Origin of the sequence: Nocardia sp. NPDC005998 (assembly GCF_040614395.1) — a bacterium.
Lineage (GTDB): Bacteria > Actinomycetota > Actinomycetes > Mycobacteriales > Mycobacteriaceae > Nocardia.
In genome coordinates, this window is record NZ_JBEXUI010000013.1 from 180,470 (window position 1) to 206,350 (window position 25,881).

Annotated in this window: 30 protein-coding genes; 10 read left to right on the plus strand and 20 right to left on the minus strand. The window is 66.1% G+C overall.

Translation table 11 applies throughout. The features are described from left to right. Positions 1 to 265: 265 nt before the first annotated feature. Positions 266 to 1,699, minus strand: a complete 1,434-nt coding sequence (locus ABZ293_RS20175; protein ID WP_355182635.1) for a cytosine permease — start codon at positions 1,697 to 1,699, stop codon at positions 266 to 268. Between the two features lie 255 nt (positions 1,700 to 1,954). On the opposite strand from ABZ293_RS20175, the gene hutC reads away from it, so the two are divergent. Beyond that, positions 1,955 to 2,710 carry a histidine utilization repressor gene (gene hutC / locus ABZ293_RS20180; protein ID WP_355182637.1) on the plus strand — a complete coding sequence of 252 codons (756 nt, stop codon included), beginning with the start codon at positions 1,955 to 1,957 and terminating at the stop codon, positions 2,708 to 2,710. Positions 2,711 to 2,746: 36 nt separating this feature from the next. Here the strand turns inward: hutC and ABZ293_RS20185 are convergent, their stop codons facing one another. From ABZ293_RS20185 to ABZ293_RS20215, 7 genes are all read right to left on the minus strand, one after another. Then, positions 2,747 to 3,469 (minus strand): Mut7-C RNAse domain-containing protein, encoded by a 723-nt coding sequence (locus tag ABZ293_RS20185; RefSeq protein ID WP_355182639.1) that lies wholly within the window; start codon positions 3,467 to 3,469, stop codon positions 2,747 to 2,749. Between the two features lie 43 nt (positions 3,470 to 3,512). Then, entirely contained in the window at positions 3,513 to 4,103 is a 591-nt protein-coding gene (locus tag ABZ293_RS20190) for a hypothetical protein (RefSeq protein ID WP_355182641.1), read from the minus strand. A 3-nt stretch (positions 4,104 to 4,106) separates the two neighbouring features. Then, positions 4,107 to 4,610: a F0F1 ATP synthase subunit B gene (locus tag ABZ293_RS20195; protein WP_354958701.1), complete on the minus strand. Its 504-nt coding sequence runs from the start codon at positions 4,608 to 4,610 to the stop codon at positions 4,107 to 4,109. Between the two features lie 6 nt (positions 4,611 to 4,616). Further along, entirely contained in the window at positions 4,617 to 4,874 is a 258-nt protein-coding gene (locus ABZ293_RS20200) for a F0F1 ATP synthase subunit C (RefSeq protein WP_040687366.1), read from the minus strand. Positions 4,875 to 4,963: 89 nt separating this feature from the next. Beyond that, entirely contained in the window at positions 4,964 to 5,635 is a 672-nt protein-coding gene (atpB, locus tag ABZ293_RS20205) for a F0F1 ATP synthase subunit A (protein ID WP_355182704.1), read from the minus strand. Between the two features lie 113 nt (positions 5,636 to 5,748). Beyond that, positions 5,749 to 6,150 carry a hypothetical protein gene (locus tag ABZ293_RS20210; protein ID WP_355182643.1) on the minus strand — a complete coding sequence of 134 codons (402 nt, stop codon included), beginning with the start codon at positions 6,148 to 6,150 and terminating at the stop codon, positions 5,749 to 5,751. A 266-nt stretch (positions 6,151 to 6,416) separates the two neighbouring features. Further along, positions 6,417 to 7,895 (minus strand): FAD-dependent monooxygenase, encoded by a 1,479-nt coding sequence (locus ABZ293_RS20215; protein WP_355182645.1) that lies wholly within the window; start codon positions 7,893 to 7,895, stop codon positions 6,417 to 6,419. Positions 7,896 to 7,981: 86 nt separating this feature from the next. Here ABZ293_RS20215 and ABZ293_RS20220 point away from each other — a divergent pair, with 86 nt between their 5' ends. Continuing rightward, on the plus strand, positions 7,982 to 8,641 hold the full coding sequence (locus ABZ293_RS20220) for a TetR/AcrR family transcriptional regulator C-terminal domain-containing protein (protein WP_355182647.1): 660 nt from the start codon (positions 7,982 to 7,984) through the stop codon (positions 8,639 to 8,641). A 127-nt stretch (positions 8,642 to 8,768) separates the two neighbouring features. Here ABZ293_RS20220 and ABZ293_RS20225 read toward each other — a convergent pair whose 3' ends face one another. The 4 genes from ABZ293_RS20225 to ABZ293_RS20240 all read right to left on the minus strand — a co-directional run bounded on the left by ABZ293_RS20225 (position 8,769) and on the right by ABZ293_RS20240 (position 11,195). Continuing rightward, a complete protein-coding gene (locus ABZ293_RS20225; protein WP_355182649.1) occupies positions 8,769 to 9,488 on the minus strand; it encodes a metallophosphoesterase in 720 nt (239 codons plus the stop codon). 21 nt (positions 9,489 to 9,509) lie between these two features. After that, a complete protein-coding gene (locus ABZ293_RS20230; protein WP_355182651.1) occupies positions 9,510 to 9,761 on the minus strand; it encodes a BON domain-containing protein in 252 nt (83 codons plus the stop codon). Continuing rightward, positions 9,762 to 10,325, minus strand: coding sequence for a nucleotidyltransferase family protein (locus ABZ293_RS20235; protein WP_355182653.1), 564 nt, complete (start codon positions 10,323 to 10,325; stop codon positions 9,762 to 9,764). A gap of 69 nt (positions 10,326 to 10,394) precedes the next feature. Next, complete coding sequence (locus ABZ293_RS20240) at positions 10,395 to 11,195, minus strand: SAM-dependent methyltransferase (RefSeq protein ID WP_355182655.1); 801 nt, start codon at positions 11,193 to 11,195, stop codon at positions 10,395 to 10,397. Between the two features lie 342 nt (positions 11,196 to 11,537). Between ABZ293_RS20240 and ABZ293_RS20245 the strand changes: the two genes are divergently transcribed. Beyond that, a complete protein-coding gene (locus tag ABZ293_RS20245; protein WP_355182657.1) occupies positions 11,538 to 12,482 on the plus strand; it encodes an RNA polymerase sigma-70 factor in 945 nt (314 codons plus the stop codon). Between the two features lie 80 nt (positions 12,483 to 12,562). Beyond that, positions 12,563 to 13,753, plus strand: a complete 1,191-nt coding sequence (locus ABZ293_RS20250; RefSeq protein ID WP_355182659.1) for an FAD-dependent oxidoreductase — start codon at positions 12,563 to 12,565, stop codon at positions 13,751 to 13,753. 391 nt (positions 13,754 to 14,144) lie between these two features. On the opposite strand, the gene ABZ293_RS20255 is transcribed toward ABZ293_RS20250, so the two are convergent. Then, positions 14,145 to 15,401, minus strand: coding sequence for a serine hydrolase (locus ABZ293_RS20255; RefSeq protein WP_355182661.1), 1,257 nt, complete (start codon positions 15,399 to 15,401; stop codon positions 14,145 to 14,147). A gap of 177 nt (positions 15,402 to 15,578) precedes the next feature. Here ABZ293_RS20255 and ABZ293_RS20260 point away from each other — a divergent pair, with 177 nt between their 5' ends. The 4 genes from ABZ293_RS20260 to ABZ293_RS20275 all read left to right on the plus strand — a co-directional run bounded on the left by ABZ293_RS20260 (position 15,579) and on the right by ABZ293_RS20275 (position 17,551). Continuing rightward, on the plus strand, positions 15,579 to 15,908 hold the full coding sequence (locus ABZ293_RS20260; protein ID WP_355182663.1) for a plasmid stabilization protein: 330 nt from the start codon (positions 15,579 to 15,581) through the stop codon (positions 15,906 to 15,908). A 46-nt stretch (positions 15,909 to 15,954) separates the two neighbouring features. Beyond that, positions 15,955 to 16,230 carry a DUF2277 domain-containing protein gene (locus ABZ293_RS20265; RefSeq protein WP_355182665.1) on the plus strand — a complete coding sequence of 92 codons (276 nt, stop codon included), beginning with the start codon at positions 15,955 to 15,957 and terminating at the stop codon, positions 16,228 to 16,230. Between the two features lie 134 nt (positions 16,231 to 16,364). Next, a complete protein-coding gene (locus tag ABZ293_RS20270) occupies positions 16,365 to 16,970 on the plus strand; it encodes an ATP-dependent Clp protease proteolytic subunit (RefSeq protein ID WP_355182667.1) in 606 nt (201 codons plus the stop codon). Then, positions 16,967 to 17,551, plus strand: coding sequence for an ATP-dependent Clp protease proteolytic subunit (locus ABZ293_RS20275; protein WP_354960632.1), 585 nt, complete (start codon positions 16,967 to 16,969; stop codon positions 17,549 to 17,551). Before ABZ293_RS20270 ends, ABZ293_RS20275 begins: the two co-directional genes overlap by 4 nt. A 262-nt stretch (positions 17,552 to 17,813) precedes the next feature. Here the strand turns inward: ABZ293_RS20275 and ABZ293_RS20280 are convergent, their stop codons facing one another. The 3 genes from ABZ293_RS20280 to ABZ293_RS20290 all read right to left on the minus strand — a co-directional run bounded on the left by ABZ293_RS20280 (position 17,814) and on the right by ABZ293_RS20290 (position 19,114). Continuing rightward, positions 17,814 to 18,404 carry a phosphatase PAP2 family protein gene (locus ABZ293_RS20280; RefSeq protein ID WP_355182669.1) on the minus strand — a complete coding sequence of 197 codons (591 nt, stop codon included), beginning with the start codon at positions 18,402 to 18,404 and terminating at the stop codon, positions 17,814 to 17,816. Then, positions 18,394 to 18,762 (minus strand): helix-turn-helix transcriptional regulator, encoded by a 369-nt coding sequence (locus ABZ293_RS20285; RefSeq protein WP_355182671.1) that lies wholly within the window; start codon positions 18,760 to 18,762, stop codon positions 18,394 to 18,396. The genes ABZ293_RS20280 and ABZ293_RS20285 overlap by 11 nt, the downstream gene beginning before the upstream one ends. 112 nt (positions 18,763 to 18,874) lie before the next feature. After that, a complete protein-coding gene (locus tag ABZ293_RS20290) occupies positions 18,875 to 19,114 on the minus strand; it encodes a hypothetical protein (protein WP_355182673.1) in 240 nt (79 codons plus the stop codon). 257 nt (positions 19,115 to 19,371) lie between these two features. Between ABZ293_RS20290 and ABZ293_RS20295 the strand changes: the two genes are divergently transcribed. Beyond that, the gene (locus tag ABZ293_RS20295; RefSeq protein WP_355182675.1) at positions 19,372 to 20,226 is read left to right on the plus strand and encodes a 3-hydroxyacyl-CoA dehydrogenase; all 855 of its coding nucleotides are present in this window, start codon (positions 19,372 to 19,374) and stop codon (positions 20,224 to 20,226) included. 160 nt (positions 20,227 to 20,386) lie between these two features. Then, entirely contained in the window at positions 20,387 to 20,917 is a 531-nt protein-coding gene (locus ABZ293_RS20300) for a hypothetical protein (RefSeq protein ID WP_355182677.1), read from the plus strand. Here the strand turns inward: ABZ293_RS20300 and ABZ293_RS20305 are convergent. The 4 genes from ABZ293_RS20305 to ABZ293_RS20320 all read right to left on the minus strand — a co-directional run. Continuing rightward, a complete protein-coding gene (locus tag ABZ293_RS20305) occupies positions 20,914 to 22,239 on the minus strand; it encodes a DUF5933 domain-containing protein (RefSeq protein ID WP_355182679.1) in 1,326 nt (441 codons plus the stop codon). The genes ABZ293_RS20300 and ABZ293_RS20305 overlap by 4 nt on opposite strands. Positions 22,240 to 22,451: 212 nt before the next feature. Continuing rightward, a complete protein-coding gene (locus ABZ293_RS20310; protein WP_355182681.1) occupies positions 22,452 to 23,324 on the minus strand; it encodes a universal stress protein in 873 nt (290 codons plus the stop codon). 32 nt (positions 23,325 to 23,356) lie between these two features. Then, the gene (locus ABZ293_RS20315) at positions 23,357 to 24,274 is read right to left on the minus strand and encodes a universal stress protein (RefSeq protein ID WP_355182683.1); all 918 of its coding nucleotides are present in this window, start codon (positions 24,272 to 24,274) and stop codon (positions 23,357 to 23,359) included. A gap of 161 nt (positions 24,275 to 24,435) precedes the next feature. Further along, a partial coding sequence (locus ABZ293_RS20320; RefSeq protein ID WP_355182685.1) for a GAF domain-containing protein occupies positions 24,436 to 25,881 on the minus strand: 1,446 nt, incomplete at its 5' end.

Consider the following 25,881-nt stretch of genomic DNA (forward strand, 5'->3'; position numbering starts at 1 on the left):
TCCCGAATCGTCACCGCGATCGACAGTACGACCTGACCGTTGGGCAGATCGCTGCTCGTCGCCAAGTGCCTGGCCGCGATTCCATCTGCCGTGCAAAGCATTTCCCCCAATCAGCACAACCAGGACACCGGCCCGTTCCGCACACATGCCGCGACCGCACACGAGCAGTCATACAAACTCCGCTGGCCCGCGCGCGCTGGCATTGACATCGCGGCGGGCCGTCTATTCGTGGCGGAACTGCGTGGGGTTGCTCGGCCGACCGGGCTCAGGACACGCGGGTTGCCATGGTGTCGGTGGGATAGATCATCCGGTCGGGCGGATTGCTGGTGCGCCGGGCGAGGGGGTAGTAGATGGCGGCGGTGAAGGCGATGCCGACGATCCAGGAAATATCGGCCCCGCCGAGCATTTCGGTGACCGGGCCGGTGTAGAGCTTCTGGGCGAGGAATGGGATCTGGGCCAGAATGCCCAGTGTGTAGCAGGCCAGCGCGGCGACGTTCCAGCGTCCGTAGCGGCCATCGGGATCGTAGAGCGCCGGGATGTCGATGCGCTCGCGTGAGATCAGGTAGTAGTCGATCAGATTGATCGCGCTCCATGGGGTGAACACCATGAGCAGCACCAGCACGAAATTCTTGAAATTGTTGAGGAAATCGGCGCTGGCCCCGACCGCGATCAGCATCGACACCGCGGTGAAGCCGACGATATAGGCGGTTCGCGCGGCCTGTGTGGTGTGCGAGCGACCGTTGAACGCGGTCACACAGGTCAGGATGGACATGAACCCGCCATAGGCATTGAGACAGTTCACCGTCAGCTTGCCGACCACGATCACCAGGTAGATCAGCAGCGCGATCGCGGACGGGCCGGCGAGATCGCCGATGAACCCGACTTGATTGCCGAGGAACGCCTTTCCGGCCACCGCGGCCACCAGCGCGCCGAGCGTCATCGCCCACTGCGAGCCGAGGACGCTGCCCGCGAAGGTGGACCAGAAGGTGGTCCGCGCACTGGTCGAGCGGGGCAGATAGCGCGAATAGTCGGCGACATACGGTCCGAAGGTGAGCTGCCAACCCGCGCCGAGGGAGATCGCGAGCACGAAGGTCACGATGTCGAAGGATTTGGCCCCGACATAGGCGCTGACGTCGTATTCGGTGAACAGGCGAATGGTCAGGTAGGTGAAGCCGATGATGCCGACCACGGTGGCGATCCGGCCGATGACGTGGATCAGCCGGTAGCCGGTCACCGCGACCACCGCGGTGAGCGCACCGAAGACGAGGATGCCGACCGTCGAATTGTCCACGTGCAGAATCTTGTTCACGGCCTGACCGGCCAGTACCGTGCCGGTCGCGGCGAAGCCGAGATACATCACGATCACCAGCAGCAGCGGCAGCACGGCGCCCAGGACACCGAATTGGGCTCGGCTGGAGATCATTTGCGGCAGACCGAGTCGCGGGCCCTGCGCGGAATGCAGGGCCATCACGATGCCGCCGAGGATATTGCCCAGGAGCAGGCCGATGATCGCCCAGAGCGCGTCGGCCCCGAAGACCACCGCGAGTGCGCCGTCGACGATCGCGGTGATCTGCATATTCGCCCCGAACCACAGGGTGAACTGACTGCGCGGGGTGCCGTGGCGCTCGGCATCCGGAATCACTTCGATGGTGCGGTGCTCGATCTGGAGTCCGGTGTCGAATTCGTCGTTGTGCGGCATGAATCCGCCTTCCATCAAGAGAAGGGGAGCAGCGGCGACAGGTGCGGTGCGGGGAGGACCCGGTGTGCGCGCTCGGTCTGTGCTCTGGGCCATAGAGGCTGCCCAGATGCATAGTCCTGTATATACAAGTGGCTGTCAACCGGAACGGATAGGGTGGCGCGCAGACGCCGTGCTCCGAGCGACGGGCCCGGCGGCGGTTTGCGTAACCGCGGCGGACCCACGCGGCCGCTGATCAGAGACCGAGAGGTGGTGGCGATGAACCGCCCCGTGGGCGATGCAGACCTGGCGGTCTTGTTCGCGGCGTCCGGACCGGATTCGGCACCGGCGTACGAGCGGATCAAGAACCTCATCCGCACGCAGATCGCCGCCGGGCGCTGGGCCGCAGGCGATCTGCTGCCCTCGGAGCATCAATTGGTCGACGCACTCGGGATCTCGCGCATGACGGTCAACCGCGCGCTGCGCGAACTGGCTGCGGCGGGTGTCGTTGTTCGGATGATGGGCGTCGGCACCTTCGTCGCACCCGCGAAGGTGGCCTCGCCGCTGTTCGAGGTGCGCAATATCGCCGACGAGATCCAGCAGCGCGGCCACCGGCATCGCACCGAGGTGATCTTCCTGCGCAGCGAATCCGTTGATACCGACAATCCACTGCTCGACGACTGGCCAACGGATACGGTATTCCATTCGCTGCTGGTGCATTTCGACGATGACGTACCGATCCAGTTGGAGGACCGCTACGTCAATCCGGCCGCGGCCCCCGGCTACCTCGACCAGAATTTCGCCGATATCACCCCGAACCGCTATCTCAGCGAGGTCGCGCCACTGGTCCGCGGCGAGCATGTGGTCGAAGCGGTGCAGGGCAGTCGCGAGGACTGCGAACTACTGCGGATCCGACGCACCGAACCCTGTCTACAGATCCGGCGGCGCACTTGGTCCACCCATACGCTGGTGAGCGTTGCGCGGCTGGTGCACCCCGGCTCGCGCAGCCGTCTCGAGGGCGCATTCGGAGCCTGATCCGCTGGCGGCGAACGCCGCTGGGCCGAGGTTGTCTCAGGTGCCGAAGTTCCGCACGGCATGCGTCACGATCGCGTCGAGGCTCGCGTGATGTGCACCCTTCCAATAGGTTCGGCCGCAGTCGACGCATTGCGCGAAGGCTTCGTAGGTGCGTTCGGTGTCGTCGGGGAGTTGCCCGCGCAGGGTCTGTTTATCGGTCACGCGGAGCAGGCCGTTGCAGGCCGTGCAGCGGGTCCATGGCGCGAGCGGTGGTGCGAAACGCGACAGCACATCGTCGAGCTGTTCGGTGGGGCGATGGCTGTAAATGTATGCACCCGCGAAGATTTCGCGGCGCCGCAGTAGTCCGCGATCGCGGGAGAGCAGGATGCGGTGTTCGAGCGCCGAGCGCGTGGCCAGTGCCGCATCTCCGATATCCGGCTTCTCATAGGCGGCGTCGATGCCCAGCAGGCGCAACCGTCGCGCGAGGGTCCCGAGGTGGATATCGAGCAGGAATCTCAGCGGTTCGGCGATGTGCTGGGGGCGGACCACGGCGCGCACCGAGACGGCCTCGCCGTCGGCAGGCAGATGTGCTGAATCGACCGGGCGACCGTCGACCAGCAGCGCTCCCACCTCGGTGAGTGGCACACCGAGCGACTCCACGATGTGCCCGAGGGTCGAGCTGCCATCGATCCGCACGGCCGAGCGACCCGCGCGCTGTGCTGCGGCGACGAACAGCCGCAGCTCGGGCGCGAAATCGACCGTGATCTGCGCAGTGGTCACGCGGTCAGCATGCCAGGGCATGCGGTCCGGCGACCACCTGGTTTCACAATGCCCAGGGTTGGGCGCGGCGGCGAACCGGCGGTTCCGCGTTGGCCATGGCCTCGAGGTCTTCGAGGAATTTGTCGATGCTGTCGGCCGCCACATGGCTGGAGCCGATTTCGTAGCGGACCTTCTCTTCGGTGCTGTCCAGCACCGTGTCGATGAGGTCGGCCTTGAGATCCCGGATGAGCTGGGTGCGCATCTGGGCGATCTGGTCGCGGCCCTGGCTGCGGACCCGGGCGACCTCGGCATCGGCGAATTCGCGCATCTTGGCGACGATCCGCTCGGCATCGACGCGCGCGTCCTCGCGGATGTGCTCCAGTTCGGCCTGGGCGTCCGAGACGGCATTGTCATAGGCCCGCTTGGCCTCGACCAGGCGCTTCGCCGCAGCATCGTTGTCGTCGAGCTGCTTCTGAATATTGTTCTGCGCCTTGGCCATCAGCCGCCCGATTGGCGGTGCGATGTATTTGACCCAGATGAAGACAATAACGGCGAAACCGAACAGCTGGCTGAAGAAGATCGGCCAGTCGAAGGTGATGTGGAAAATGCCGGAGTCTTCGGATGCCGCGGCGAGGATGCTAGTGGTGAGGTTCATTGTCTACGCTCGCTCTGACTGGTGGCCCGCGCTGGAACGGGCGTGCCGATCCTTGATGCCGAGCACACGATCGGCCAATGTCTCGGCGAGCGGTTCGACAGTCTCACGCAGCTCCGCGGCCACCTGGTCCGCCTGGGCCCGCAGTTCCGTCGCGGACTCCGCGACGATCCTGTCGGCCTCTTCCTGCGCCTCACTTCGCAACTGCTCGAGGATAACTCGGCCCTCGGCCCGTGCTTGATTCCTGATCCCGACCGCTTCACTGCGCGCCTGCGCGACGGCCGCCTGATACTTCGCTTCGGCGTCGGCGAACAAGGCTTTGGCTTGCTTGTTGTCGACCGCGGTCTCCGCGACTCTTTCCTCGCGTTCCGCCAATACCTTGCGTATCGGCGGAACGACGAACAGCCACATGACCCCGAGCACGATCAGGAAGATCAAAAGCTCGACGAAGAATGTGCCGTTGGGAATGAGGAAATTCCCCTCGGCAACAACATCCGTTCGCGGAGTCATTCTGCGTTACTTACCGGGAGTAGCGAATACGAAGAGCGCCATGAAGGCCAGATTGATGAAGTACGCCGCCTCGACCAGACCGACGGTCAGGAAGAAGTTACCGCGGAGGCGACCCTCCGCTTCCGGCTGACGGGCAACGCCGTTGATCAGCGCGGCACCGGCAAGGCCGTCACCGATACCCGCGCCGATGGCGCCGCCGCCCATAATGATGCCGCCGCCGATGAGGGCGCCCTGGACGATGGCCGCCGTTGTTGCGTCTGCCATTTTTCACTTCCTGTTCTGTTACCTGAGCTCGATCGGCGGCGCCGATCCGTTGTGTTGTTTCGAGCGACAAGCAAAGCAGTCGCTGGTGGTTAGTGTTCGTTCTCCAGCGACATCGACTGACTGAAGTACAGGACGGTCAGCAGGGAGAAGATGAATGCCTGGATGGCTCCGACGAACAGGTCGAAGAGTTTCCAGATGGCATTCGGACCCCAGCTGATCCAGAACGGGAACAATGCGATCACCGAGACCATAACGCCACCCGCGAACATGTTGCCGAACAATCGCAGCGACAGCGAGAGCGGTTTGGCGACTTCCTCGATGACATTGATGAAGACCATCGGCCCCCAGCCGGTGTGGCCCTTCAGCAACTGCTTGGCATGCCCACCGATACCGCGGCGGTACACGCCCGCGCCCTGATACATGATGAATACGAACAGGGCGAGCGCGTAGACGAAATTGACATCCGATGCGGGCGGTGCGATCAATTCGCCGTGTCCGTACTGCACCGGCAGCACCGACAGCCAGTTGGACAGCAGGATGTAGATGAACAGGGTGACGGCCAATGGCAGCGCGAACGGCGCGACCTTCATGCCGATGGCGCTCTCCACCTGGTTGCGCATCCCGACCGTCACGGTCTCGAAGAACAACTGCACGCCGTTGGGCACGCCCGAGGTCAGCTTGGCCCGCAGGTAGAACGCCAAGCCGAGCACGATCGCCGCGGCGAGCGTGGTCGAGATGATTGTGTCGACATTGAAGTCCATACCCCACAGGTGTGCGACCGCGTGTTCGCCGACCTTGATCTTCGGCTCCTCGGCGGGCTGCTCCTGTGCGAGCACCGGAACGGCCGACCGGGCGATGAAGGCGAGTTGATCCGTCATGATTGCTGGCGAAGCTCCTTCACTTCAGGCAAGACGGTGACCAACACCAGAATCACTTGAAAGGCGGCCAAGCCGAAGAAGATTCCGATGCCATGGGGTCTTGCCAGGAAACCCACTGCGAGCGAACCGCCGGTTATTCCGGCCAGTCGAACCGCCGAGGACAGATACAACCCCTGTTTCCTCGGTTTTTCGGCGTCGGCGACCCGGTTGACGGTCAACCGGGTGAGTTGCGCATTCAACCAACCGAGTCCGAGTCCGAGACAAATGAACAGTCCGAGCAGCAAACCATCAAGCGGCCCGGCTGCCGCCAGAGTCAGTACGCCGACGCCTATTGCGAAGACAGTCGCACGGCGCATTCGGAGTGCATTCACATCCACTTCGATACCGTCCTCGGTCATCATCCCACCTCGTAGTGGGGTCGTGATTGATCGATAGCATACACATCAACAACGCCTTTGCGAGGCAACGTTTTTGATCTTTCTCCAGAGGATTTTCGGACCGTGTCCGTTCGACGACAGTGTCACCCCGGAGCCATCAAGATCAACTAATTACCTCCTTCGCGACAAGATCAACAAGACCGTCCGTTCGGTACTTCTGCCATCCGCTAATTCGCAGCATATTTGGCCGAATGGGCGTGAGGGCGGATACCGGCAGCATGGGTGTGTCAGGCCGGTGCACCGACCCAGACGGTGAGGGCCTCGGGCAATCCTGCGGCGGCGGGTTCCTCGCTCGCCCATGCGACGTAGCCGTCGGGTCGCAGCAGGACGGCGGCCGGGGTCGGGATTTCGCCGACACCGGGGACGGCCCAGTGCGCGCCGCGGCTGTCGGCGCGGACGATGTCGAATCGGTCGTGCCATTGCGGTACCGCGGGAACATCGTTTCCGTCGAGTACGAGCAGCACCGGGCGGCCCCCGCGCAGCAGTTCGTGCACTCGGGTCGCGCCCGCCGCGGTCGTGAGATCGGCATCGGGGATGCGGCGGCCGGTGAGCGGGTGCTCGCCCTTGATGTCATAGCGGATATCGAGTGCGGTGATCATGAGTCCGAGGCGATGGCGCACCTGCTCCATATCGATCAGATCGCTCATGATGTCGCGCAGCGCGTCCGTGTGCGGGCCGGGACGGCCGAGCGCGGTTTGGGCGCGGGTGTTGTGCAGGACCCGGGCCGCGATGGGGTGGCGCTCGGTCTCATAGGTGTCGAGCAATTCGTCGGATGCGTTGCCGCGCAGAGTGGCGGCGAGCTTCCAGCCGAGGTTCACCGCGTCCTGGATGCCGAGGTTCTGGCCCTGCCCGCCCGCCGGGTAGTGGATGTGCGCGGCATCCCCGGCCACGAAGACGCGGCCGACGCGGTAGCGGTCGGCCTGGCGGGCGGCGTCGCCGTAGTGCGAGACCCAGCGCGGGCTGTGCATGCCGAAGTCGGTGCCCGCGACCTCGACGAAGCTGGTGCGGAAGTCCTCGAAGCTCAGTTCGGTGCCGCGCTCGAGCACGCGGTCGTGACGCTGCACGACGAGTCGGTACCAGCCGGGCTCGAATTGAACCGCGGAGAAGTCGCCGACAGCGCCGCGATGTCCGAAGAAGGGCTGTGCAGGCGGATCGGTCAGTTCGACATCGGCGAGCATGCCGGTCACGGTCGCATCGGTGCCGACATAGTCGATGCCGGCGAGTTTGCGCACCGCGCTGCGGCCGCCATCGCAACCGACCAGGTAGGCGGCGCGGATCCGGCGCGGATTCGGGCCGCCGATCTCCACCTCGACACCCGTCGCGTCCTGCCGGAAGTCGACGACCGGTGAGGCCCACTGCACAACCGCGCCGAGTTCGGTTGTGCGCCGGTCGAGTTCGCGTTCGATCACCGACTGCAGCACAGCGAGCATGAAGGGGTAGCGGGTGTTGAAATCGCTGAAGTCCAGGGGCAGGCCGGCGAAGTGTCCGGCCTGCATGATGCGGCCGAGCGGGAGCAGATCGTCGAGCAAGCCGCGCTGATCGAGGATCTCCATGGTGCGGGCGTGAATGCCGCCCGCCCTGGATTCGCCGGTCCGCGCCGGGAGTCCGTCGACCAGCGCCACATCTACTCCGGCCAGGCGCAGTTCGTAGGCCAGCATCAGGCCGGTCGGTCCGGCGCCTGCGATCACTACCTCGGTGGTTTCCATGTCGATCTCCTTAACAGCGTTAAACGATTTAACGTTGTTAAGGAGACCAGAACATTGTTAAGCTGTCAAGGGATTCGACAGCGGAGGTGACAGTGAAGATCGATGCCAAGGTGATCGCCGAGGCCGCACTCGGGCTGCTCGATGAGGTCGGTCTCGATGGGCTGACCATGCGCAAGGTGGCCGCGGCACTGGACGTGCAGGCACCCGCGCTGTACTGGCATGTCAAGAACAAGCGCGAACTGCTCGACGCGATGGCTCAGCGGCTCTTCGTGTCCGCGGTCGACGGTGTCGAGGGACCGCGGCGCGGGGAAGACTGGCAGGGCTGGGTGCTGGCGCTGGCCGGGCGGTTGCGCCGGGCGATGCTGCGCTATCGGGACGGGGCGAAGGTCCTGGCCGGTACCTACGTCAGCGATGATGCCATGTGGCGCATCGTGGAATTGACACTGCGCACACTCGAGGATGCGGGGTTCTCGGCGTTCGACGCCGAGCGGGTCTTCCCGATCCTGCTGCACTATACGGTCGGATTCGTCATCGAGGAGCAGGCCCAGTTCGGTGCGGAATACGCCGACGGCAACCCCTACGATCTCGCCCAGCTGGCGCAGGCCGTCGATGCCGACCGCTACCCACGAACCGCCCGCATGGTTGCCGACATCTTCAAGGCCGATACCGATGCCGAATTCGACCACGGGCTACGCGTCATCCTGGCCGGAATCCAGGCCACTCGAGCCGTTTCCGAAACTTCCTGACCTCGGTACTCAGCGACCGAATCCCACTAGGCCCTCGGCCAGGGTGATGATCTGCAGGGCGTCGGGAACCGGTAGCCGGACGTCCGGGCATTCGGTTCGATCCGATCGAGGACATCGGCGCTCCTTATTATTTCGTCTCCGGCGTCAGCTCGTAGACGACGTAAGCGGTGCGCACCACCGGCAGTGCGACATTCCGCACGCGAATGCCGCCGGGGGTGGTGCCGCGTTCGATGCCCGCATGCGCATGCCCGTGGATCGCGAGGTCGGCGCCTCGGTCATCGATGGTCTCGCCGAGTAGGTAGGAGCCGAGGAACGGGTAGATTTCGCGCGGTTCGCCGTGCAGGGTGTCGCTGATCGGGGAGTAGTGGGTCATGGCCACGGTGATGTCGGTGTGCAGGCCGGCCAGTGCCTCGCCCAGGGTCTGGGCGAGATCGACAGTGTGGGCGGCGAATTCGCGCATGACCCGCTCACCGAAGACGCTCGCGCACTTACCGGCGAAACCACCGCCGAAGCCCTTCGTCCCGGCGATGCCGAGGGTTTGTCCGTCGACCGTGAATTCGGCTGCGGTTCCTTCCAATACGGTGATGCCGTGATCGGTGAGCGTCGCGGTGATCTCATCCTGTGCGTCGCTGTGGTGGTCGTGATTGCCGAGGACCGCGACCACCGGGATACCGAGATCGGCGAATTCCGCGGCGACGACCCGGCCTTCGGCAACGGTGCCGTGCCGGGTGAGATCACCCGCCAGCAGCAGCACATCGGCGCGGGCGGGCAATTGCGCCAGTGCGGGGCGGAATTCGCCGCGTGATTCGACGCCGAGATGTACGTCGCCGATTGCCGCGATCCGCATGCGCCACTCTCCTTTCCGGTCTCAGTCCGCCAGCGCCTCGGTGTCCCGTGGGGCGGCGGGCGGCGTGACGTGCACGTCGTTGTGGATGCGTGCCTGCGGAAGCTGTTCGCGCACCACGGTTTCCATCTGCTGCTTGCGTTCGATGCTGCTCACCTCGCCAACGAGAACGATCACATCGCCGCGGATCGTCACCTGGACGCCGAGTTCGGCGGTGCGCGGATCCTCGGCCAGCGCCCGGCGCAGGTGCGCGACCAGATATTGCGGCCGATCCATCTACTGCCCCTCCTTCGGCTCGATCAGGCCGAGGTCGTCCACCAGTCCGAGAAAGGCTCGGGCGTAGGGCGAACCAGCGGTTTCCTCGCGCACCCGTTCCCAATCCACCTGCTCGCGCAGATCGCGCGCGACGTGCAGCAGCGGGCTCAGATCCAGTCGGTGCGCATCGAAGACCAGTAATTTATCGATCATCAGATCGGTCGCGCTGATCACCGGCGCTACGGCCGGACCGACGCGCATTACGGTGGCCCGATCGAGCAGTTCGTCGGTGACGTCGCGGTTGTTCGGCCGGTAGATCAGGTCGATGAGGACGCCGTCGTCATAGACCTTGGTCAGCCAGTCCTCGGGCGGATCCGCGACCCGCAGTCCGCCGCGGGCCAATGCGCTCCGGGCGCGGGCGAGATCGGCGGGTTTGATGAGGATATCCACATCGTGTTCCGAGGCGGGTCCGCCGCGCGCGTACACCGCGCACCCGCCCGCGACCGCGAAGCGGATATCGGTATCCGCCAGCGTGTTCACGGCGCGGGTCAGCGCGTGCAGTAGCTCATCGATGGTCGGGACCATATATGCGCCATACCCGCGGTTCGCCCTGCTAATCGCCGCCGCGAGGGCGCTGTCGGGGTGTGCGCGCGATCAGGGTTTGCGCGCTATGGCGCCGACCATCAGGCGCTCGATAGTGGTCAACTTGTCACGCACGATGCGGGTCGGACGCCACCGGGGCAGGTAGACCAGGCCGGGCTCGACCAGGTCATAGCCGAGGAACAGGTCGAGGATCTCGTCCTTGGTGCGGAAGCGGCCGCTGCCGAGGAATTCCAGAAAGGATTTCTCGGTTCGCTTGGCTTCCGGGCCCGAGTCGCAGAAGTGCGTGATGAACAGGTGGCTGCCCGAGGGCACGGCGTTCATATATCCGTCGACGACGCCCGCCGGATCTTCGTCATCGCGCAGATAGTGCAACAAGCCGACGAGCATGACGGCCACCGGCCGGTCGAAGTCGATCATCCGCTGCACATCCGGGTGCTCGAGCACGTTAAAGGGATTGCGGAGGTCGGCGGTGACGACGACGGTTTGGTCGTTCTCCTCCAGCAGCGCGCGTCCGTGCGCCAGCACGATCGGATCGTTGTCGGCGTAGACGACGTGTGCCCCGGGCTGCAGCGATTGGGCGATCTGGTGGGTGTTCTCCGTGGTCGGCAGGCCAGCGCCGAGGTCGAGATACTGCTTCAGTCCGGCCTCGCGCGCGAGGTAGCGCACGCCGCGACCCAGGATCTCGCGATTCAGTTTCGCCAGATCATCGATATGCGGCGTGGTCGCACGCAGGTGCTCGCAGACTCTTTCGTCGACGGGGTAGTTGTCCTTCCCGCCGAGCAGCGCATCGTAGACGCGCGAAATGCTCGGCTTGGTCTGATCGATCTCGACCGTCGACCGGGAAGCTGTCATATCCACCCCTTCGCGCGATACCGGATTGCCTTGCGTGCCTCGAAAAGCGTAGTCACACAAGCAGATGCCGTGCGGACAATGCCCGATTCGATACGAATTCGGTCGGCTCAGTGAACCGGTAGTTTGCTGGCCGAAGCGTTCAGTGCCGAAACCAGGTGGCGCCGTCGATCGGGACCTCACCACCATCAACGTGTCGATGGGAAGCCGGTACGACTAGGCCGGTGCGGCGACCGGCTTGCTCGCGTGGAGTGCGGCGGGCGAGGTTGGAGCCGTTGCTGCGCATTGGGCCGCTCATGGGGCGGGGGGTGGACGCGGCCTGCGCGCATGGCCGACCATGGGGCGATGTCGCTCAGTACGCACGAAGCCGATCTGTTCGAGGGGTTCAGGGGCCGCTTGGAGGCGATCGCCTATCGGCTGCTGGGGTCGGCCAGTGATGCCGAGGACGCGGTGCAGGATGTGTTTCTGCGGTGGCATGCGGCCGACCGGGAACTGATCGAGACGCCGGAGGCGTGGCTGACGAAGGTACTCACCAATATCTGCCTCAATCAGCTCGGCTCGGCCCGGGCGAGGCGGGAAACCTATGTGGGGCAATGGCTTCCGGAACCGGTCCTGGCCGGGGACCGGATGCTCGGTCCGGCCGATACCGTCGAACAGCGCGAGTCGGTTTCCATGGCAATGCTCACCCTCATGGAGCGGCTCTCGCCCAACGAGCGCGTGGTGTATGTGCTGCGCGAGGCGTTCGGGTACGCGCACCGCGAGATCGCGGAGATCCTCGACGTCACCGAGTCGAACTGCCAGCAGATCTACCGGCGTGCCAAGCAGCATGTCACCACCGGACGCGCCCGCACCGAGGTCGATGCGGTCGCCGCGCGGGAACTCGTCGAGAAATTTCTCGCCGCGGGTCTCAGCGGTGACACCGAGCCGCTGATCCGGCTGCTGACCGTTGACGCGGTCAGCATCGCCGACGGTGGTGGCCGGATTCCGGCCCGCAAGGTCCCGGTCATCGGTGCGCTCAGTATCGCGCGGTACCTGCGTGGTGTGTTCCGGCCGACCGAAGCCAAGCGCGCCTATGTCGCTGGCCGTCCCATCTTCTATGCCGTCGTCGTCAACGGCGGTCCCGCGGTGCTGGTCGAGGTCGACGGGCGGGTCTTCGGCATCTTCTGCATCGACCCGACCCCGGACGGCGTCGCGGCGATCCATCTCCAGGTCAATCCCGACAAGCTGGAACGCATTACGCGCCAGTGGGCGGCCACCGGACCGCATCGCCCGCTCGCGGCCGAGTGGTGACCCACATCACAATCCTTTCCTGTCAGGGATCGAGCGGCTGTCCGGTTCAGGAGGTGAGTGCAACCAGACAGGAGCAAGCCATGAAGCACCGCATTGTCGTCCTCGGAGCCGGGTACGCCGGAGCCATCGCCGCCGGTCGCCTCGCCAAGCGGCTGCACCGCGACGACGTCGAGATCACCGTGGTCAATGCCGATCCGGACTTCGTCGAACGGGTGCGCATGCACCAGCTCGCGACCGGGCAGGAGCTGCCACGCCGCCCGCTGCGCGAGGTCTTCGCGGGCACCGGCGTACAGGTCCGGACGGCATGGGTCGGTGCGGTCGATGTGGACCGCAAGACCGTCGATCTCACCGGTGAGCACGGCGCCGAGACCCTTGGCTACGACACCCTCGTGTACGCCCTCGGGAGCACCGTCGCCGACTACGGCGTTCCCGGTGTCGCCGAATACGCCTACAACGTCGCCGGGAAGCAGGCCGCGCTGCGGCTGCGGGCGCGCCTGAACGAGCTGGCTTCGGGTGCGACCGTGCTGGTCGTTGGCGGCGGCTTGACCGGTATCGAGGCGGCCGCCGAAATCGCCGATGCCCGCCCGGACCTCGAGGTCACGATCGCCGCCCGCGGCGGGGTCGGCGACTGGCTCAGCGATAAAGCCCAGCGCCACCTGCGCGGCGCCTTCGACCGGCTGGGCATCACGGTCCGCGAACATGCCGACATCACGCGGGTCGAAGAAAACGGCGTGGTCACCGGTTCGGGTGGGCAGATCCCGGCCCGGATGACCGTATGGACGGCGGGTTTCACCGCACATCCGATCGCGGCCGCCACCACTCTGGAGGTGTCCGATACCGGGCGGATCGTTGTCGACGGCACCATGCGCTCGGTCTCGCATCCGGATGTGTACGCCATCGGCGACGCCGCGAACGCCATCGGGGTGGGTGGTAGGCCACTGCGGATGGGCTGCGCCACCGCAACCCCGATGGCGTGGCAGGCTGCCGACGCCCTCGCTGCCCGCTTGACCGGTCGCAAGGTCGCCGAGGCCCCGATCGGCTATGCGTCCCAGTGCATCAGCCTCGGCCGCCGCGACGGCATCTTCCAGCGCGTCACCGCCGCGGACGAGCCAACGGACACCGTCGTTACGGGCCGGATCGGCGCCCGCATCAAGGAATTGGTCTGCGCGGGCGCGGCTTGGAGCGTCATCCAGCCGACCATGCTGAAGCCGAGCCGCCGCCGCCACCTCGCCGCGCCCGCCGAGGCGGAGACCCACGTCATCACCGCGTGACGCGGCCGCCGCATTCGGACGCAGCGGCGAAATTGGGGCCGAAGCCACGCGGACCGGTGGCCCAGAACTCCCCGAGTGCGATGCGTCCGACATGCGACTTGGGGTCTGGAGGGCTGTGTGGTGTGCGTCTGACGTGCGACTTGGGGTCTGGAGGGCTGTGTGGTGTGCGTCTGACGTGTGACTTGGGGTCTGGAGGGCTGTGTGGTGTGCGTCTGACGTGTGACTTGGGGTCTGGAGGGCTGTGTGGTGTGCGTCTGACGTGCGACTCGGAGTCTCGAGGCCCGCCTTGTGTGCGCCCGACACGCGACTCGGAGTCTCGAGGCCTCCGTGGCGTGCATTCCACGGCGTGCCTGGAGGTGGAATGAGGGCGACGGTTCCTGCCCGTGGACAGTCAGGTGGCGTCGAACCAATGGTCGGCGGGGGCGAGGCGGCCGAATGTATCGGAGATTTGGGCGACCAGGGCCCAGGGGCGTTGGGTGTCGGTGGTGGCCTTGCCGTTGGTGAGGATGGCGCCGGACAGGCCGCGTGCCGGGTCGGCCCAGCCGTATTGGGTGGTCAGGCCGCTGCGGCCGAAGTGGGACTGGGTGTTTCGGCCGAATTTGGATCGGCGGGCACCCAGTTCGTAACCCGCGCGGCTTACCCGTCCGGCCAGGCCGGGTAGCCGCGGCGCGGGTTGGATCGCCGCGCGGAGGGTTTGCGGCTTCATGATCCGGATTCCGTCGAGTTCGCCACCACGGGTGAGGATTTCGTAGAAGCGGGACAGTTCGCAGGCCGTGGTCACGAGGTTGCCCGAGGGCAGTTCGGCGGTCAGGAAGGCCTGGTTCGCGGATTTGGCGGTTGCGCCGTCCACTCGGCCGCCGAGTGCCTTGCGCGCCAAGAAGGTCGACATTCGCGACGGCGGGGGGCCGGTCTTCACGCTGGGCACGACCTTGTCGACATCCTCGGGGCGGACACCGAAGTTGGTCCAGCGGAAGCCGAACGGCTCGAGTACCTGCTCGGCCAGGTGCTCGCGCATCCGCTTGCCGGTGGCCCGCTGCACCAGCAGGCGTTGGATCAGACCGCTGGTCAATGCGTGGTAGACCCGGAACCGGCCCGGTCGCCAACTCGGCACCAGATCGGCGAGCCCGCGCACGGCCAACTCCTCGTCGAGCACCAGCTCGACCCCCTTGTACGGCGGCGTGACAAACGGCACCCCGGCCGAATGCGACAGCACATCGCCGATCGTGATCGCCTCCTTGCCGTGGGCCGCGAACTCCGGAATGTACTTGCACACAGGATCATTCAGCTCGAAGGCGCCCTGCTCGATGAGCATGAACATCAGCGCGGCGGACACCCCTTTGGCGGTGGAGAAGCCGCAGAACGGTGTCTCCGGCGTAGCGAGCACCTGCTGCGCATCGGGGCTGTCTCTCGGCGCATTACCCCAGCCGTGCCCGATGGTCCGGTTCAACAGGATCTTGCCGTTGCGCCGCACACATGTCTGGATCGCGGGCGTCGTGCCCAACCGGTACCACGCCTGCACCGACGCCCAGAGCGACTCGACCTCGCCGCTGGTCGATCCGGCATCCGCCGGATCGTCCTCGTGCCCAACCGTCGTCACCGCGTCCAGATCATCGGCGACGGTCACCAACGTGGCAGGAAGTACCTTCACGCGGCCAGCATATCGACGGCGATCATTCGGCTGGTCACGTGCGCGACTACATCGATTCCCGATCCTCGCCAGACCTCGACGTCGATTCGGAAGCAACCGTGCGATCGGCGCGCAAACACCGGCCGGAGTGGTTTCGCGGCCGAAGCACGGGTACCCGACAGCCAGGAGGTGTTCGACATGCCCAAGGAATGGAGCAATAAGCAGGAACGCCAGTACGAACACATCAGGGATTCGGCGCGGGAACGCGGCGCAACCCAGCAGCGCGCCGAGGAAATCGCCGCCCGCACGGTCAACAAGAATCGCGCGCAAGCCGGGCAGACCAGGACCGCGAGCCGCACCTCGATCCAGGACAAATCGCCCCAGCAGCGCGGCGGGCAGCGCTCGGGCCGCCGCGGTCCGAAGGGCCCGACCCGCGACCAGCTCTACAACGAGGCCAGGCAGCGAAATATCAAGGGCCGTTCGAAGATGACCAAGGGACAGCTCGCGAGGGCATTGGGCAAGGCCTGATCCGCGATCGTGGTCTCCACCCGGCGACTCGGGCTAGCCTCGGGGCATGTGCCGAAATATCACCGCGCTACGCGGGCTGGAACCCGCGGCGACGTCGGAAGAAGTGCATGCGGCCGCGCTGCAATACGTCCGCAAGGTGGGCGGGCTGTCCGCCATTTCCGCCGCTAACCGTCCGGCGGTCGATGCCGCGGTTGCCGATATCGCGGCCGCCACGATGCGGCTGCTCGAACAATTGCCGGAGCGCAAGGTCCCGCCGAAGACCGTGCCGCCGCTGCGCCGCCCCGAAGTGCAGGCTCGCATTCACGCTCACACGCACGACTGAGCCTCCGCTGCTGAGTCCGGGCTGCCTGAATCCGGGCGCCTGAGTCTGGGCTGCCTGAGCCGGGCTGCTCTGAGCAGATCTGCTGAGGGCAGCGCGGCGAGATTTTCGCGGTGCGCGCGGGGCACGGTGGAGTCATGGCTCACGATGACAAGACACCGTTGTTCAGTTGGCGCGCCAGGGAGCAGCTGCTCAGCAGGCGAATATTGGTGCTGGACGGCCCCCTCGACGACGATAACGGGACCCTGCTGATGACGCAGCTGCTCACGTTGGCGGCCGAGGACGCCGAGGCGGGGATCTCATTGTGGATCCACTCCCCGGGTGGTTCGGTTCCCACCATGCTCGGCATTCGCGATGTGATGCGCCTGATACCGTGCGAGGTATCCACATTGGCGCTCGGATTGGCTTGCAGCGCAGGACAATTCCTGTTGTCCGCGGGTACGCCGGGGCGACGCTTCGCGCTGCCGCACGCACGGGTGCTGATGCATCAGGGGTCGGCCGGAATCGGCGGCAGCGCCGTCGATGTCGAGGTGCAGGCCGATGATCTGCGCTACACCGTGGAGACCGTGCTCGGCATCATCTCCGGCGATACCGGACAGCCCTATGACCGGATCTACGAGGATTCGCTGCACGACCGCTGGTTCAGCGCGACGCAGGCCAAGGAGTACGGCTTCATCGACCACATTGTCGACTCGTTCGGGCAGATCGTGCCCCAGCGCCAGCGGATCGGAATCTCGGCATGACCTACACCATTCCCAATGTGATCGCCCAGCATCCGCGCGGCGGTGAGCGCATCACCGATATCTACTCGCACCTGCTGGCCGAGCGGATCGTCTACCTGGGCACCCCGATCGACGCCGGGGTGGCCAATGCGCTCATCGCGCAACTGCTGCACCTGGAGTCGGAGAGTTCGGAACAGGACATCAACCTCTACATCAACTGCGAGGGCGGTGATCTGTCCGCGATGCTCGCGATCTACGACACCATGCAGTTCATCAAGGCTCCGGTGCTCACCACCTGCGTCGGCCAGGCCATCGCGGTCGGCGCGGTCCTGCTCGCCGGTGGCGCCCCCGGTCGCCGATCCCTGCTGCCGCACGGGCGCGTGGTGCTGCATCAGCCAGCCGCCCGCGGCCAGGGCGCGATTCCGGATCTGATCCTGCAGGCCGATGAGTTGGTGCGGATGCGCGGCGAGATCGAGTCGATCCTGGCTCGGCATACCGGGCAGTCGGTGGAGCGGCTGCGTCACGATACCGACCGCGATCGCGTCTTCACCGCCCAAGCGGCCGTCGACTACGGACTCGTCGACAACGTGCTCGGTTCCTAACGCCGCGCCCAGACTTATCCCGCTGCGTCCAGGGGGCGGTCGAAGGCAGTCGAATGGTGGTCGCCCAGGCCGTATGCGACCGCCGTACGACTACGCTCGGCGAGCAGTCGGAGCTACCCCAGACCCCAAAGAATATTGGACAACCGATCACCATGCGCTGATGCAGGCAAACGCCGAGAGCGCCCCTGCACCAGCGCATTCTCGACCGATCAGATTGGGGGTTTGTGGTTTGCGGTGGGGTTTGGTGTGGGTGGTGGGCGGTCTATGGGCGTGGGATTTGGGTGATGTTCGGGCGTGCGCGGCGGGCCGCCCAGGTGACGGCGGCGCCGACGGGCGTGCCGAGCAGCCAGCCGACAAGGACATCGGTCGGCCAGTGCGCGCCGAGATACACCATGCATCCGCCGATGAAGACCACCGCTGCGGCCAGTGCCGTACCCGCCGTGCGGCGGGTACGGGCCGATTTCCAGTTCACCGCCAGGAAGACGGCCATCGCCAGTGCCGAGGTGGCGGCGGCATGGGTCGATGGCATTGCCCAGCCCTGGATCTCGGGCCACACCGTCAGATCTCCGCTCGGGCGCGGCCGCCCGATCACCTGCTTCAGGTTGTGCGCGATCAGGTCGGCGAGCAGCAGACTCGCCGCTGCGGCAGCGCCGACCCGCCAACTCCTGGTCACGACCACGGCCGCCACCCCGGCGAGCGCGAGCAGCCCGAGCACTTCGAGACCGACCCCGGCATCGCCGATCGCCCGCACCATCCGTGTTACCGCATCCTGTCGCGTCTCGGCGACGACGCGCATGATGCCCTCGTCGAATCCCACTATCCGCGAGCCACGCAGGGGCAGGCTATGCCGCAAGCACCATGAGAGTGGGCGTTGCGCTGGCACGCGGTGCGGACTGCTGGGCGAAGGCGGGCCGACGGAGTGCGCGCAAGTCATCGGCCACCTGTTCGGTCAGACCGAAGAGGGTGGTGCCGAGTGCACCCGCCAGGGCCGCGATCATCTCGCTCGACGGTTCCTTGCGCCCGCGCTCCACCTCGGAAAGGTATTGCGGCGAAATGCCCGCTCGCCCAGCGGTTTCGACGAGCGTCTCGCGCTGCTCGCGCCGCAGCGTGCGTAACCGTTCGCCGAGCACCTCACGCCACAGTGGCTCGGCCTGCCTCGGCTGGTCGGCGCGTCCGCCCGGGATCGAGTGCAGTCTCGGATGCTCGGTCATATCCAGAGCGTACGACCGCGACCACCGATCCGGTCGATCATTACGCTCTGGGCGGACAAACCGCGAAGGCCCCATGTCCAACGGACACAGGGCCTTTCGCGTCGAGTCGAGATCAGGGCAGCGGAATCCACTGGCCGAACAGCCAGAATCCGTGTCCGGCTTGCTGCTGATCCGGCCGCTGATGTTCCTGATGCTGATCCGGCCGCTGCTGATCGTGCCCCTGCTGCTGCTCGGCGGTCGGACGCTGATCGGCCCCCGGATCGGCATTCGCCACACCGGCGCCGACACCGAGCAGGCCGACGAGCACACCGCCCGCTATCGCACCCTTCGCCAGCTTCGACTTGATCTTCATCCACGTTCCTCCTGTTGTCGGGCCTCGATCCGAGACCGTCGACCCGTTCGAACCGGACCGACACGACAATGCTCGGGGCTCGGCATTTGCGCCCCTTAGGCCGTGGCTGTGAGTTAGCTGTATGAACCATAGCTAGGAGTACGCTCACCCATCGGCGGCATGCAGCTCACCCAGATCGTCGCCGGATTCTTCGCGGCCTTCGGCGACCCTGATGATGTCACGGGGCGAACGTCGCCTCGCGGAGGAAGGAGAAGGCAATGACCATCCGGAAGGTGACCGTCCTCGGGACCGGGGTGCTCGGTTCGCAGATCGCGTTCCAGACCGCATTCCACGGATTCGACGTCACCGCCTACGACATCAGCGACGATGCGCTGGCCGGTGCCCGCGACCGCATTGCGAACCTGGCGGCGACCTATCACGAAGAGGTGTCCGGCGCGGACGGCGGCAAGGCCGAAGCGACCGCGGCAGGCATCGCGCTGACCACCGATCTCGCCACGGCGGTGCGCGATGCCGATCTGGTGATCGAAGCTGTGCCGGAGGTCCTCACCATCAAGGAGCAGACCTATCAGCAGCTCGGCGAGCTCGCGCCGGAGCACACGATCTTCGCCACCAACTCCTCCACCCTGCTGCCCAGCGATATGAAGGACTTCACCGGTCGCCCGGACCGCTTCCTCGCCTTGCATTTCGCGAACCAGGTGTGGAAGTACAACACCGCCGAAGTGATGGGCACACCCGAGACCGATCCTAAGGTGTACCAGGCGGTGGTCGAATTCGCTGCGGCAATCGGCATGGTGCCGATCGAATTGCACAGGGAAAAGGCGGGTTACGTCCTCAATACGCTGCTCGTGCCGCTGCTCAACGCCGCCATGTCCCTGAGCGCGGGCGGCTTCGCCGAACCGGACGCGGTCGACAAGACCTGGCGGATCGGCACCGGTGCACCCTACGGGCCATTCCAGATGCTCGATGTCATCGGCCTCACCACCCCCTACAACATCCTCGTCAATAGCGACGAGGACGGGCAGCGGCTCGCGGCCTGGCTCAAGACCAACTACATCGACAAGGGCAAGCTCGGCATCGCCACCGGCGAGGGCTTCTACAAATACACCCCGTAGTTCGCCGACCTGAAGTACCGAGCTGTTCCCGCCGCGCGAACCGGGGTGCGCGCGGTGTAATCGGGTTGATTCGGCCGCCGCTGGCGCCCAATGGGTTTCGGGTCAGCGGCGATCGCCGAAAGCGGAGTCCGATGCCGGGTGGCGAACTAGAATCGGTTCGGTGGGGCAGGACTCGTCGACGAAAGATGATGCGGCGCGGTCGAAGCTGGTGCGCGTCGCGGTAATCGGTGGCGCTGTGGTGGTGACCGTGCTGGTTGTGATCGTGGCGTTCATGATCGGCTCCGACGACGACGGCGGCTCCGGCGGTGGCGTCGCCACTCCGGTCGCACGCCCGGACGATACAACTCCGGTGGCCGCGGTGTGGGCGGTGCCGAAAGTGTTTCTGGGCGAATGGAAGGGCGTCGCCAGCGACGGTCGCGCCGCACACGACATCGTGCTGACCATCAAGTCCGGTAAGAATGCCGAGGAGGTCGCCACCTCATCGGATACCGATGAGGGTTCCGGTAACCGCTGCGATCGGATCGGACGCATGGTCAGCGGCACCGAGACCGAGCTCGTCTTCGCTGCGCGCCTGACCGGCGGTATCGACTGCGAACTGGGCATATCGACGGTCGAGCTGCGGCCGGATGGCACCGTCACCTACCGCGCGGGTCAGGGCGGTGCCATTACCGGCACACTGCGCAAGAGCTAGCGGCTCGAGACCTTTTCGCGGATATCCGCTTCGGCGAACCAGGTCCGGTAGAAGGTGTACGCCAGTGCGGCGAAGACACCGAGGAGTGCGACGCCGAACGGCAACGGGTAGTTCGCCATTGGCAGCGCGAGATAGCGTACGCACAGGAGTACGCCCGCGAATGTCGCGATACCGAAGGCCACCACCCGCGCCCGCCCGCGGTCCCAACCCCGGTCGGGATCACGCAGAACCGATTCCACGGTCAGGCACAGTGTCGCGCCCGCCACCAGATCGACGCCGTAGTGCGCGCCGAGGCCGAGCGTCGCGATCAAGGTGCAGACCAGCCAGAACCCACCGCCCCAGCGCAACCAGCGCGGTCCGCGCCGGGAATGAATGAACAGCGATAGCGCCCACGCGGTATGCAGTGACGGCATGCAATTTCGCGGGGTGATCCCGTCGAACGGCATCGATTCGACCGAGGACGGCAGTGCCGGAACGATATTCGGCCACACATCGGCGAGTTCGAAACCATGTCCCTCCGGCCCGAATGCGAGCACCGGTCCCACCACCGGGAAGACCACGTAGAACAGCGGACCGACCACCCCGAGGGTGAGGAATGTGCGCACCAGGTAGTGCCGCGGCCAGATACCGGTCGTCACATCGCGCAGCTGCCAGGCGGCGACCACGATCGCCGCGACCGGCAACTCGAAATACACCCACCGCACCACACCGAGCGGCACCGGCCCCGCCGCATCCAGTACCTGCCCGACCAGCCACGACGGATTCCCGAGCGCGTGATCGGCCAGTTCCGCATAGGGATCGAGCACCATCGGGCAGGCCCACGCGGTGATGTCCAACCAGATCTCGCCGACCTTCGTTGCCAGAATCAGCAGCGCACCGAGCGCGATGGTCCGCAGCGCCGTTTCGCGCCGCGCCCCGGTCCAGCGCACCGCGGCGAGCACGGCCAGCGCGGTCAACACAATGGTCGGACCATTGCCGACGGTGAACGACCGCCCCTCGATCGCTCGAATGATCACAAAGATCACGTCGATGCCGACCGCGGCCGCCAAGGCGCGCACCCGAACCGGCGCCGAAACCCCGATCAGCGCCAGCAGAAATCCGGCCCACGGCGTGGTCGCGGACTTGGGCCGCCCGACGTAATCCCAGGAAAGGCTGGTAAGCGGTCCCAACGCGTCGATATGCACGGCCATGAGCTGACCAGCGACGAGCACCAGAACCGCGCCCGCGATGCTGCCCCAGATCACCCAGGATCGAAACCGACGCGCAACGCCCACTCGCTCGCCAGGTGGGCTGGAACTGTCTTGCGCGTCGTAAATAAGCATTCCGACATCGTAAACACGACGTGAACACCACTGTGCGCGACGATTAACGGAGCCTGTGAGTTCCGGTGGGGGCGCGGTCGTTCGCACCCGCGCCCCTACGCGGAGCCGAGTTCACTCATGGCTATGGCGTTCGGCCACACGGTGCCATCGCACCCGTCAGCCAACGGATGCTTGCTTGCCGGTCACGATCGGATGGCCGAACCGCGTCGGAGTCAGGGACGGGCGATGATGACGGGGCAGTCGGTGCCATGCAGGACGGCTTGGCTGACCGAGCCGAGTGTCATGCCCGCGAAGCCGCCGCGACCGTGGCTGCCGACGACAATCAGTTGGGCGTCTTCGGATTCGGCGAGTAGGCGTCGGGCGGGCCGGTCCTCGGCGACCACCCGCTGCACCTCGAGGTCGGGGTACTGCTCCGCGTAACCGGCCAGGTTTTCGGACAGCAGCTGCTCGGCCTCTTTCTGCATATCGGCGCGGGAGATGTAGCGGTTGAATTCGGACCAGGTGAGCACGGCGCGCACGGCGGTTTCGCGATGCGCGGCCTCGTCGAAGGCGATCTCGATGGCGCGGACGCTGACGGGTGAGCCGTCGACACCGACCAGTACGGGACCGAGAAGCCGATCCGGTAGGTAGTTCTCGGGTTCGGGGATGACCGCGACCGGGCAGTGCGCGTGCCGGGCCACGGCGGTGCTCACCGAGCCGAGGAGGCCGCGGCGGAAGGCGCCCATACCGCGGGTTCCGACGACCAGCAGGCGGGCGTCCTTCGAGCGGTCGAGCAGCACCGGGATCGGCGGCGCTTCGACCACGAAGGTGCTGATGTCGAGCTCGCCGACCGGCGCGGCCGCGGCGGTGGCGAATTCGCTCGCGGCGGCAACGGCCGAGGCACCGGCGGCTCGGTAGGCGTCGTAATCGATCTGGTTGAAGGCGATTCCGGGACCGAAGTCCATCGGGGCGCCGATGCCGTACACGATGTGCAGGGGTGCGCGGTGGCGGACGGCGTCGACGGCGGCCCAGCGCACGGCCTCGGCCGCGACCTCGGAGCCATCGATACCGACGAGCACAGGTGGATTGATGGTGTTGGCGGACATATGATTTCGCCCTTCTGCGGGACCGGTAGTGCCTACTGTGGGTGAACGACCATGACCGGGCAATACGCGGTCTGTACGAGCGCATTGCTGGTGGAGCCGAGCAGCAGCCCGCCGAAACCGCCGCGTCCTCGGCTGCCGAGCACGAGCAGCTGTGCCGACTGCGACCACTCGAGCAGTGCCTGCCGGGCCCCCGACAGGTAGACCTTGCGGATGACCTGCACATCCGGATACTTCTCATGCCAGCCCGCGAGCTGTTCGGCGAGCACCGTCTGTCCGGCGGTCTCGACGTCGCGGTCGGGGATGGTGTAGGGGAGTCCGGCGAAGCGGTCGTAGTACGGATCGCTCCAGGCATGCACCGCGACGAGCTGGGTATTGCGCTCGCTGGCCTCTTCGAACGCGGCCGCGACAGCGGCCGTGCTGACCGGTCCGCCATCGGCGCCGACCACGACCGGGCCGCTGTGCCGGATCTGCCGTCCGGTGTCGGTACCACGGATCACCACGATCGTGCCGCGGCCATGGCTGGCGACCGCGAGCAGGGTCGACCCGAGATGACTCAGGGTGCCGCCCGCGCCCGCCGCGCCGATCGCAACCAGATGTGCGGTTTCCGATCGCTCGATCAACAGGTGTGCCGGATTGTCCTCGGAGACTTCGGTTTCCACGATCAGGGTCGGATCTACTTTTTGGGCGAGTTGGCGCGCCGTGTCGACCAGCTCCGCGCCCGCGCGGCGGATCGCATTGATCACCGGGGGCATGACGACGTCATACATCCCATAGACGGCCCCGGCCGCGGCGAGGTCGAGGCCGTACACGATGCGCAGTCGGCGGCCCCGCTGCGACGCGGTCTCGGCGGCCCATCGAACGGCGAGGTCGGCGGCTTCGGAGCCGTCGACACCGACCACTATTTCGGCCGATGCCAGCCGGTGCGGATCAGTGTGGTGCTGGATGGTCATGGGCGCGTCCCTTCGGATCCCGATAAGCGGTTATCCGAAGATTAGGAATTCGAGGCGGTCCGGCACGCCTGGCGTTGGTCATGAACCGCAAGGTCCAAAGGCCGCTCCTGGGGTATCCGCGTGGCCCTATGGGGTCGTCGTTCGGGCCGGATCGCGCATAACTACCCGGGCAACGGTGCCGACCACCGCAGCACCGTGCCCCCTTCCTCGCGTTTGGTCACGCTGAAGCTGCCGCCCGCCTGCGCGGCGCGCGCCGCCAGATTCGCCAGCCCGCTCATCCGCTGCAGGTCATCGGGTACGCCGATACCGTCGTCGGTCACCTCGATGGTGACATCGTCGCGCACCCGGAGCTGGACGGAGAGCGTTGTCGCATGCGCGTGCCGCACCACATTGCTCACCGCCTCGCGCAGCACCGCCTCGACATCGTCCGACATCGGCGACTCCAGCACCGATACCGGCCCCGCGAGCCGGATCGTGGTGCGCAGCCCGCTTTCGCCGACCATATCCGCGATGACGCCGTGCAGGCGCTTGCGCAGTGTCGGTGCGTCCGCGGTGGTGGTGCTGTGCAGATCGAAGATCGAGTGGCGGATGTCCTGCACGATCGTCTGGATGTCCTGAATGGTGTCGGCGAGCCGGGATCTGACCTCGGGGGCGCGCGCCCGCTGCGCGGTGCCCTGCAGCGAAAGGCCGACCGCGAACAGTCGCTGGATGACGTGGTCGTGCAGGTCACGGGCGATCCGGTCGCGGTCGGAGAGCACATCGAGTTCGCGCATCCGCCGCTGCGTGTTCGCCTGCTGCAAGGCCAGTGCGGCCTGGTCGGAAAAGGCAGCCATCATCGACTGTCCGGCCGCGTCGAGCTGGTGTGTGCCGCTCGGCCGCACGGTGGCGAGCACACCGATGACTGCGTCCTCGGCGCGTAGCGGCAGGATCAGTGCCGGGCCGTATCGTTCCGGCACATCGAAGATCGGGCTGAACTTCAATTCGTCGACCGCGACCACCCGTCCGTTGCGGAACACCTCCGCGGAATGCGATTCGCCCATCGGAATTCGGTGTCCGAGCAGTTCATCGGCGCCGATTCCCGCGGCGGCGACCACCACCAGCTCGGTGACATCTTCGGCGGGGATGTCGGCATCCTCGGGGAGCGCGAGGAACGTGCACGCCGACTGAGTGAGGGTCAGGGCCCGATCAGCGACAAGTTCGAGGGCGGCACCGGGTTCACCGCCCGCGAGCAGTTCGGTGGCCACATCGCGGTTGGCCTCCAGCCACTGCTGCCGGATTCGGGACTGTTCGTAGAGGCGGGCGTTGGCGATGGCGATACCCGCGGCGGCCGCCAGCGCCTGCACCACGACCTCATCGTCCTCGGTGAATTCCTGACCACCGGACTTCTCGGTGAGGTACAGATTGCCGAATACTTCGTCGCGGACTTTTACCGGAACGCCGAGAAAGGTGCGCATCGGTGGATGGTGGGCCGGGAAGCCGACCGATGAGGGGTGCTTGGAAAGGTCGGTCAGCCGAATGGGCTTCGGTTCTTCGATGAGCAGGCCGAGCACACCGTGACCGCGCGGCAGATCGCCGATCATGACCCGGGTCCGATCGTCGATGCCCTC

Excerpts from the sequence above, each read along its gene's own strand:
- ABZ293_RS20265 (WP_355182665.1), top strand. The coding sequence starts at position 15,955 with ATGTGCCGAAATATCACCGCGCTACGCGGGCTGGAACCCGCGGCGACG.
- ABZ293_RS20250 (WP_355182659.1), top strand. The coding sequence starts at position 12,563 with ATGAAGCACCGCATTGTCGTCCTCGGAGCCGGGTACGCCGGAGCCATC.
- ABZ293_RS20305 (WP_355182679.1), bottom strand. The coding sequence starts at position 22,239 with ATGCTTATTTACGACGCGCAAGACAGTTCCAGCCCACCTGGCGAGCGA.
- ABZ293_RS20190 (WP_355182641.1), bottom strand. The coding sequence starts at position 4,103 with ATGAACCTCACCACTAGCATCCTCGCCGCGGCATCCGAAGACTCCGGC.
- ABZ293_RS20195 (WP_354958701.1), bottom strand. The coding sequence starts at position 4,610 with ATGACTCCGCGAACGGATGTTGTTGCCGAGGGGAATTTCCTCATTCCC.
- atpB (WP_355182704.1), bottom strand. The coding sequence starts at position 5,635 with ATGGACTTCAATGTCGACACAATCATCTCGACCACGCTCGCCGCGGCG.
- ABZ293_RS20270 (WP_355182667.1), top strand. The coding sequence starts at position 16,365 with ATGGCTCACGATGACAAGACACCGTTGTTCAGTTGGCGCGCCAGGGAG.
- ABZ293_RS20315 (WP_355182683.1), bottom strand. The coding sequence starts at position 24,274 with ATGACCATCCAGCACCACACTGATCCGCACCGGCTGGCATCGGCCGAA.
- ABZ293_RS20240 (WP_355182655.1), bottom strand. The coding sequence starts at position 11,195 with ATGACAGCTTCCCGGTCGACGGTCGAGATCGATCAGACCAAGCCGAGC.
- ABZ293_RS20290 (WP_355182673.1), bottom strand. The coding sequence starts at position 19,114 with ATGAAGATCAAGTCGAAGCTGGCGAAGGGTGCGATAGCGGGCGGTGTG.
- ABZ293_RS20285 (WP_355182671.1), bottom strand. The coding sequence starts at position 18,762 with ATGACCGAGCATCCGAGACTGCACTCGATCCCGGGCGGACGCGCCGAC.
- ABZ293_RS20215 (WP_355182645.1), bottom strand. The coding sequence starts at position 7,895 with ATGGAAACCACCGAGGTAGTGATCGCAGGCGCCGGACCGACCGGCCTG.
- ABZ293_RS20245 (WP_355182657.1), top strand. The coding sequence starts at position 11,538 with ATGTCGCTCAGTACGCACGAAGCCGATCTGTTCGAGGGGTTCAGGGGC.
- ABZ293_RS20275 (WP_354960632.1), top strand. The coding sequence starts at position 16,967 with ATGACCTACACCATTCCCAATGTGATCGCCCAGCATCCGCGCGGCGGT.
- ABZ293_RS20175 (WP_355182635.1), bottom strand. The coding sequence starts at position 1,699 with ATGCCGCACAACGACGAATTCGACACCGGACTCCAGATCGAGCACCGC.
- ABZ293_RS20210 (WP_355182643.1), bottom strand. The coding sequence starts at position 6,150 with ATGACCGAGGACGGTATCGAAGTGGATGTGAATGCACTCCGAATGCGC.
- ABZ293_RS20260 (WP_355182663.1), top strand. The coding sequence starts at position 15,579 with ATGCCCAAGGAATGGAGCAATAAGCAGGAACGCCAGTACGAACACATC.
- ABZ293_RS20230 (WP_355182651.1), bottom strand. The coding sequence starts at position 9,761 with ATGGATCGGCCGCAATATCTGGTCGCGCACCTGCGCCGGGCGCTGGCC.
- ABZ293_RS20235 (WP_355182653.1), bottom strand. The coding sequence starts at position 10,325 with ATGGTCCCGACCATCGATGAGCTACTGCACGCGCTGACCCGCGCCGTG.
- ABZ293_RS20225 (WP_355182649.1), bottom strand. The coding sequence starts at position 9,488 with ATGCGGATCGCGGCAATCGGCGACGTACATCTCGGCGTCGAATCACGC.
- ABZ293_RS20295 (WP_355182675.1), top strand. The coding sequence starts at position 19,372 with ATGACCATCCGGAAGGTGACCGTCCTCGGGACCGGGGTGCTCGGTTCG.
- hutC (WP_355182637.1), top strand. The coding sequence starts at position 1,955 with ATGAACCGCCCCGTGGGCGATGCAGACCTGGCGGTCTTGTTCGCGGCG.
- ABZ293_RS20200 (WP_040687366.1), bottom strand. The coding sequence starts at position 4,874 with ATGGCAGACGCAACAACGGCGGCCATCGTCCAGGGCGCCCTCATCGGC.
- ABZ293_RS20310 (WP_355182681.1), bottom strand. The coding sequence starts at position 23,324 with ATGTCCGCCAACACCATCAATCCACCTGTGCTCGTCGGTATCGATGGC.